The organism is Kitasatospora sp. NPDC091257 (assembly GCF_044757675.1).
Taxonomy (GTDB): domain Bacteria; phylum Actinomycetota; class Actinomycetes; order Streptomycetales; family Streptomycetaceae; genus Kitasatospora; species Kitasatospora lactacystinica.
In genome coordinates this window covers 1-1037 of sequence record NZ_JBIVVI010001899.1, presented here as the reverse complement: position 1 = coordinate 1037, position 1037 = coordinate 1, and the positions used below count along the sequence as shown (strand labels likewise).

Annotated in this window: 1 pseudogene; it reads left to right on the top strand. The window is 80.3% G+C overall.

The features are described from left to right. Positions 1-150: 150 nt before the first annotated feature. Positions 151-1037: pseudogene (locus tag ACIQOV_RS42745) on the top strand (hypothetical protein); the annotation flags it as partial.

The window sequence follows — 1037 nt, the reverse complement described above, 5'->3', positions numbered from 1 at the left end:
GGTGCTCCGTGCACCCTGCCCCGCTCAACGGGCCCCCCACCGAGGGCGGTTCAGTGAACCGGAGGGGCGCCTTCAGCCGTACTCCCGGCTGTACGGGCCGGCCGGACCGGAGGCACCGGTCCGGCGCACCCTGGACCGGGAGGTCATCCGATGGCTTTCTCCGACGGCACCGCGGGCGCGGGCAGCACCACCCCGGCCGCACCCGACTACTCGCCCGCCGCCTGGCCCGAGCCGGTCGCCCTGCTGCCCCGGCGCCCGCTCGACCCGCTCGGCACCGTCCTCATCCCGCCCGCCGAACGGCAGCTGTTCACCCGCGCCCTGACCGCCGAACCCCCCTCGGCGGCGCCCTCGGCCGTCCCTCCGGCGGAGCCGCCGGCCCGGGGCACCGACACCGGCGCGGCACCCGGACCGCTGCCCGACCCGCCCGCACAACGCCCCGGCACGGACCTCCCGCGCGCCCTGCGGCTCGTCCTGCCCGGCGGCGGGGAGGCACGGCGGCGGCGCCTGGTCGAACGCGTCCGGGTGCCGCTGCGGGCCTGCCACCGGATCGCCGTCCTGGGCGGCCCCGCCGAGGGGGCCGCCGCCGTCCTCGGCGCCCTGCTCGCCGAGCACCGGGCCGACCCGGTGCTCGTCCTGTCCACCGCCGGGCCCGCCGGGAGCGAGTGCCGTACCGGCGGCCGGCTCGTACTGCGATCCGTACGACCCGACCCGGCCGCCCTGCGGGAGGCCCTCGACGAGGCCCGCGGCCACTACCCGGTCGTCCTCGCCGACACCACCGGCGCCCCGGCCGAGGTCCAGCTCGCCACCGTCGACCGGGCCGACCAGCTGATCCTCTGCGCCCCGGCCAGCGCCGACGGCGCCCGCACCACCGAAGCCCTCCTCGACCACCTCACCGCCCTCGGCCACGACCGGCTGGCCCGCGGGGCGACCGCCGTCTTCACCCCCGCCCCGCCCACCGACCGCCCGGTCGCCGGCCGCGACCGGACTGGCCGCGGGCCGTCGCACAGGCGCTCGCGTCGGCCGCGGCCGGGGCCGTC